Origin of the sequence: Bacillus salitolerans (assembly GCF_042680805.1) — a bacterium.
Taxonomy (GTDB): Bacteria; Bacillota; Bacilli; order Bacillales; family SA4; genus Bacillus_CJ; species Bacillus_CJ salitolerans.
In genome coordinates, this window is record NZ_JBHUEM010000045.1 from 235760 (window position 1) to 242124 (window position 6365).

At 37.1% G+C, this 6365-nt stretch carries 7 protein-coding genes; 1 reads left to right on the forward strand and 6 read right to left on the reverse strand.

Features of this window, described 5'->3' with window-relative positions:
* Positions 1-42: 42 nt before the first annotated feature.
* From resA to ACFSCX_RS19000, 6 genes are all read right to left on the reverse strand, one after another.
* Positions 43-564: a thiol-disulfide oxidoreductase ResA gene (gene resA, locus ACFSCX_RS18975; protein WP_377929813.1), complete on the reverse strand. Its 522-nt coding sequence runs from the start codon at positions 562-564 to the stop codon at positions 43-45.
* A gap of 441 nt (positions 565-1005) precedes the next feature.
* Entirely contained in the window at positions 1006-1734 is a 729-nt protein-coding gene (locus tag ACFSCX_RS18980; protein WP_377929814.1) for a pseudouridine synthase, read from the reverse strand.
* Positions 1735-1834: 100 nt separating this feature from the next.
* Positions 1835-2365 carry a spore maturation protein gene (locus ACFSCX_RS18985; protein ID WP_377929815.1) on the reverse strand — a complete coding sequence of 177 codons (531 nt, stop codon included), beginning with the start codon at positions 2363-2365 and terminating at the stop codon, positions 1835-1837.
* The gene (locus tag ACFSCX_RS18990) at positions 2362-2961 is read right to left on the reverse strand and encodes a nucleoside recognition domain-containing protein (RefSeq protein ID WP_377929816.1); all 600 of its coding nucleotides are present in this window, start codon (positions 2959-2961) and stop codon (positions 2362-2364) included. The genes ACFSCX_RS18985 and ACFSCX_RS18990 overlap by 4 nt, the downstream gene beginning before the upstream one ends.
* Positions 2954-4111 carry a serine hydrolase gene (locus ACFSCX_RS18995; RefSeq protein WP_377929817.1) on the reverse strand — a complete coding sequence of 386 codons (1158 nt, stop codon included), beginning with the start codon at positions 4109-4111 and terminating at the stop codon, positions 2954-2956. Before ACFSCX_RS18995 ends, ACFSCX_RS18990 begins: the two co-directional genes overlap by 8 nt.
* 140 nt (positions 4112-4251) lie before the next feature.
* Positions 4252-5142: a superoxide dismutase gene (locus tag ACFSCX_RS19000; RefSeq protein WP_377929818.1), complete on the reverse strand. Its 891-nt coding sequence runs from the start codon at positions 5140-5142 to the stop codon at positions 4252-4254.
* Between the two features lie 124 nt (positions 5143-5266).
* Here ACFSCX_RS19000 and ACFSCX_RS19005 point away from each other — a divergent pair, with 124 nt between their 5' ends.
* The gene (locus ACFSCX_RS19005; protein WP_377929819.1) at positions 5267-6088 is read left to right on the forward strand and encodes a DUF2935 domain-containing protein; all 822 of its coding nucleotides are present in this window, start codon (positions 5267-5269) and stop codon (positions 6086-6088) included.
* Positions 6089-6365 lie beyond the last annotated feature (277 nt).

Consider the following 6365-nt stretch of genomic DNA (forward strand, 5'->3'; position numbering starts at 1 on the left):
ACCAGTGGGGTGAGGACTCAACTCACTGATTAAAGATTTACTTTATGGCTTAATCATATTCATATAATCATGCACCATTTTCTCTGTCATAGACCCTGTAATTACTTTGACTACCTTCCCATCCTTATCAATTAGAAATGTAGTTGGAATCGGACCTACACCATAAGCTTTCAATACTTGCTCGCCCTTATCAATAGGAATTGGAAAATTTAATTGGTGACGCTCAGCAAATCTTTTTATGACAAGTGGCGCCTCATTAACATTTAAAGCTAAAATTTCCACACCTTGCTCTTTAAAATGTTTATATTGATTCACCATGTAAGGCATTTCTTTTTCACAAGGCTTGCAATATGTACCCCAGAAATTAAGAAACACGCCTTTACCTCTGTAATCTTCAAGTTCATATTCGTTACCCTCTAAATCTAGAAGCACAAAATTCGGAGCTTGACTTCCAACTCTTACTTTTTCCTTACTTGTAAAAAAGTTAGCATACAACGTATAACATAAGGCTGCACCTAAAACGATTAAGATGACAGACCGAATTATGAGTCGTCTATTCTTCATTCATAACTCTCCCTTTACAACTACTAATAAAGTGAAACTTCAATCAGTGGGGGTTTTCCTCATCCCCCACTGATTGGTTGAGGCCCACACAGTGGGTCACACAGACGTGCCACAGGAGTTGGCGACTTTAGTCTATATTCCTATACAGGGTTCTTACTGGCGCTTATCCCCCACTTAAACTTCTCGATTCATCTAACGTTTTGGAGTGGGGGTCTTAGCGCCAGTTGGAACGGGAAAAATCTAAAACCATGTTGCCTGTCTTTGGAATGATTTTTTACGGTATAATCGTAATAATCTATAGTTATGAGATATTCAATCATGTTCCTTAAAAAAGAAAAGAACAGTAATATGCTACTATTCTCATTCTAATCATTACTATATTATAACATTTCAATTCATTAATCATTTACCGAGAATTTGAACCTTATGTGACATCTATTACTATTTTCTAGGTTGGGAAGCCATTGTTCTTAATTGCTTCACCTCGTGTGGAGTTAATTCTCGTTTTTCACCCGGATTTAAGCCAATTAGTGTCAGAAATCCATATCGTTCCCTTTTTAATTTCATCACCGGACAGCCTATTGCTTCAAACATTCTTCTAACTTGTCTATTTCTACCTTCATGTATAAGAATTTGAACAATCGCTGTGTTTTTCTTCCGATCTGAGGAAATGAACTTTGTTTTGGCAGGAGCTGTCATTCCATCCTCTAGCTTAATTCCCTTATCAAGAGATTTTAGTTGTTCTCGAGTCGGAATTCCCTTTAGTTTAGCAATGTAAACCTTATCTACCTCGTACTTAGGGTGCATCAAAAGATTCGCAAATTCTCCATCATTCGTTAGTAGAAGAAGACCGGATGTATCGTAGTCTAACCTTCCAACTGGAAATATTCGTTTATCAACATGTGGAAAAAAGTCCGTAACAACCTTTCTTCCCTTGTCATCCGAGACACTTGATATGACACCCGTTGGCTTATACAACATATAGTAAACTGGTTGTTCACGCTCAATAGGAACACCGTTCACTTCAATTTTATCATTAGTAGATACTTTTGTTCCAAGTTCTTTCATAACTTTTCCATTTACTGAAACATGTCCATTTGTTATGAGTTCTTCTGCTTTTCTTCTCGAAGCAACACCAGCTTGAGCAATTACTTTTTGTAAACGTTCCATTCTTTTTTCACCTCACACTACATATTATCTTGTCCATCTATATTACACAAGAATCAGCTAATTAGTAAGAAAATAAAAAAAGCTCGTTTTTTAAACGAGCTTACCCAAATACAATGGTTACAACAACAATTGCCGCGATGATTCCTACTAAATCCGCTAGCAATCCAATTTTTAGGGCATCGCCCATTTTCTTTATTCCAACTGCACCAAAATAGACAGTTAACACATAAAACGTTGTATCTGTACTTCCCTGCAAAGTGGATGCAAGTCTTCCAAGAAATGAATCCGGTCCATACGTACTGATAATATCACTCGTAAGCCCTAGAGCTGCGGTTCCGGATATTGGTCTTATTAGAGCAAGTGGAACGATCTCAACCGGGATTCCTATCATGGTAAAGAGTGGTTCTATTAATCCTGTAAAGAATTCCATGGCACCGGATGCACGAAAAATTGAGATGGCAACAAGCATTCCGACTAAGTAAGGAATGATAGAGAATGCAATAGTCAGGCCCTCTTTTCCACCATCCACAAAGCTTTCATACGTAGGAACTTTTTTTAACGTTCCATAAACTAATACAAAACCGATAATAACAGGAATTAACCATAAGGAAATTGTAGTTATGATGGTCATCTTGAATTCCTTCCTTTCTTAATCCTGCGATGATAAAAATATCGATCTATTAGAACGGCACCGATCGTAGATAGAATAGTTGCAACTAATGTTGTTCCAACAATTTCTGTAGGGCTTGCCGAGTCATATTGCATTCTAATGGCGATCACAGTAGTCGGGATGAGGGTTAAGCTTGATGTATTGATTGCTAAAAAGGTAATCATTGACCTGCTGGCAGAATCTTTTCCACCGTTTAGCTCCCTCAGCTGTTCCATTGCCTTTATTCCCATTGGAGTCGCTGCATTTCCAAGACCAAACATATTGGCAATCATGTTTGATAAAATATACCCCATTGCGGGGTGTTCAATCGGAACGTCTGGAAATAACCTACGAACGATTGGTTTAAACAATCTTGCTAAAGACTCTAGTAGTCCTGCATTTTGAGCGATTCTCATTAATCCAAGCCAAAATACAAGAATACTAATAAATCCAATACAAATGGTAACCGCTTCCTTTGCACCAGTAAATACTGCTTCATTTACTTGCTCCATTGTCCCATTTATCATAGCAAAGATGATCCCTATTACCGTTAGTAACATCCAAATAATATTAACCATATAACTCTACACCTAGAAATGTGAAAAACAGGCTCTTAAACCAATCAAAAAACGATTTCCTAGACTCTGGCATACTATCAATATCAAAGAATATAGACTGTTCACCAATTAGCTTATCCCCTAAATAAATCGAGGCTTTGCCTATTGGAACAGGAATATCAGTTGCTTCTTTCCATTTTTTTGAATCTGGTTTAACGAGGCTAATCTTCACTTTTATTTGTTCTTCCTCATCATTCACGACGGGATATAGAAAATCATGTTTATAGTAAATCTTATTCTGATAAAAGGTGTCCTCAATCTTACGTAATTTTCCTTCCTTTAAAACCTTAACTAGCTCGTAATGATTAAATGTATAATTGAACATGGAAATATGGTCATTCCAATCATCTGGAGCATTTAATGTGACGGCTATTAAGTTCATTCCATCCTTAGAAGCAGTAGACACCAAAGTTCTCTTTGCACGCTTCGTATAACCTGTTTTCCCACCTGTTGAATAGGGGTACAAGCCTGTCACTAATTTATTTTTGTTCTTCCATACACGGTCCCATTTTTCTTCTGGATGGGGCGATCTATAAACTTTTGTTCCGGCTATTTTTTGATAATGTTCGTTTCCCATGGCATACCTTGTCAGTATGGCCATATCATATGCCGTTGAATAATGATCTTCATGTGTATCTAATCCATGTGGATTTCTAAAATGGCTATTCTTCATTCCGATTTCTTCAGCTTTTTGATTCATCATATAGGCAAAACCATCGACACTTCCGCCCACGAACTCTGCAATAGCAACGGCTGCGTCGTTTCCAGATCGTAACATTAATCCATAAACCAAGTCTTCCAGTTTAATTTTTTCATTTGCAATTAAATATAGAGAGGATCCCTCAGTACCCTCTGCATTTTTACTAACGACTACGTTTTCATTCATCTTTCCTGACTCTATTGCTAAAATGGCGGTCATTATTTTAGTGATACTAGCAATTCTTCGTTTTTCATGCTCATGCTTCCCAAAGATTACTCTACCAGACTCTTGTTCCATGACAATTGCACTTTGAGCACTTACCCCAGGGGCCGTTATCCCTTTCTTTGTAGGAATAACAGAAATAAAAAAAACCAAAATGATTATGTATATAAGCGATGTTCTCATCCTCATCTATGTATCTCCCCCGCTTCTTACTTGTTTGTACAAGTTTATGCGAGACATGTCCGCTTATGACCTGAAATTTTTAGAGAAGTGAATAAAATTACTATATATATATAGGCATCTAATTGAAAAACGCGATAGAATCGCGTTTAATATGGTTGCCACACCAATTTCGATGCTTCCTTATAACGTTTTTCTACTTCGTCCCAGTTCACGATGTTCCACCAGTTCTCCACATATTTATCTCTATCAGCTTTATATTGAAGATAATAGGCATGCTCCCATACATCTAGAACTAATAAAGGTATCGTGTCCCATTGAGTCATAAGTTGATGTTTTTCGGTTTGAAGTATTTCTAAACGATGTGATCGAGGTGACCAAACGAGTAAAGCCCACCCGACGCCTTCTACTTTTTTTGCTGCTTCAGAAAAGTGTTCTTTGAAATTTTGAAAGCTTCCAAAATCATGATTGATTTGTTTAGCTAATGCACCAGATGGCTTTCCACCACCATTAGGCTTCATTACAAACCAGAAAATCGAGTGTAGATAATGACCAGAGCCATGGAAAGCAGCTTCTCTTTCCCAATGCTTTAATAAATCATAGTTTTTCGATTCTCTTGCTTTCTCCATCATGTTTTCAGCTTTATTCAAACCATCTACATAGCTTTTATGATGTGTATCATGATGTAGTCTCATAATTTCCTCTGAAATATATGGTTCCAATGCATCATAAGGATATGGTAACGGTGGCAGTGTATGTTCACCAATTGGAACACGTCCGCTATGAAGCTTTCGACTAACACCTTGATCAACTATACGCTCTGTATCAATGAACAACCCTTCAACCTCTTGTTGAACAAACCCTACATAATGTGGCAGATTCTCTTGGTTTTTTTTCATTTCTTCAAGCTGTGAGAGAAGATTCGATATTCTTCGACTTAAAGGATTAGAATCAAGATTATTTTCTTGAAGAATCCTTTTTATGTTTTTCGCCCACTCAGCTACATCTTCAAAATACGTTAACACTTTTTGATTTTCCATCATACCCCTCCCTAATTTCTTCACGCTAAGTATATTATTCACGATGAAAAAAAAAGTGCCTACACCATTTTCCGAACTGGACTTACATACTGCCGTTTTAGCATCATAGAATGTATGGAAAGGAGTGGACTTATTGAAAAACTATCAAGCGACTGCATTATTTGAGCTACGGTTTTGGTTACAAATACTCGGTGATCATGGCCGCTTTATTCGTGATTCCCTCTCGCCAACTGAAAAAGAGTCAATAGAGATGGCAACCCAGTATATCCATACATTTGATCAATTACTCCAAACTTCAAGACAATCTCTATCTAACTCTGACATTTTAAAACTGGCAACAGTATCTAAACAATTAGCGTTGCAACTTCGAACATTCAAACTATCAATTATTGAACAATTGCTACTTAAACAGATAACCATTTCATTGCCTCCTTCTTTCATTAATCATATGGTAAATGAACTTGATGAGTTTTTACGAATCCTTGACTATCTTACAAAGGAGACGGTTCCACCAGTCGTTCATCCGCTCCATCACGACTTAATTTGGTTGCTAGATGCCGCTGGTCATGCTGGTGCCATTAATGATCGGTTAGATGCTACAGAAAAAGATTTAAAAATGAAAAGTAAGGCCTTTTCACAACAATTTGAAGATTTTTACTTAAAAGCAGTCGAATTGGCTGGTTTTCTCCGAACAAATTTATCTACCTTTCCAGCCTTATCAAAATTTCACCATGATGTAGATTTAGAATTAACCATTTTTAATGTCTTTTTGAGAGAATTAGAGGAAATGGAGCTTACGAAACAGACATTGAGTGTATTGTCACCACTAATGGCAGACCATATGGCGAGAGAGGAATGTTATTATTTAACTAAGTTATCAGAGTCCACAAATGTTGTGAAACAGCCTTCATGTGATCCAACTAAACCTAGGACTAATTCACCTTAATCCATTCTCAATAATTTACTAGGAGCATAACAGTATGTCTAAAACAAAAAAAGAATCCACCGGGTCCCTCAGGCTGTGGAGAAAGTTCTCCATAGTCTTTTATCTCATTGGTTTCTAAGGACTTTTGAACAGAATGTCTCCATTAACAGGAGTTATTCGACATTTTAACGTGGTTTCTTTTAAGCCCCCTTATTCATTTGGACACGAACTAGGTTATAAAAGTACACTAAAAGTGTCGATTCTGGTGAATAGGAGGTGGTTAGAGTGAAGAAGAAGA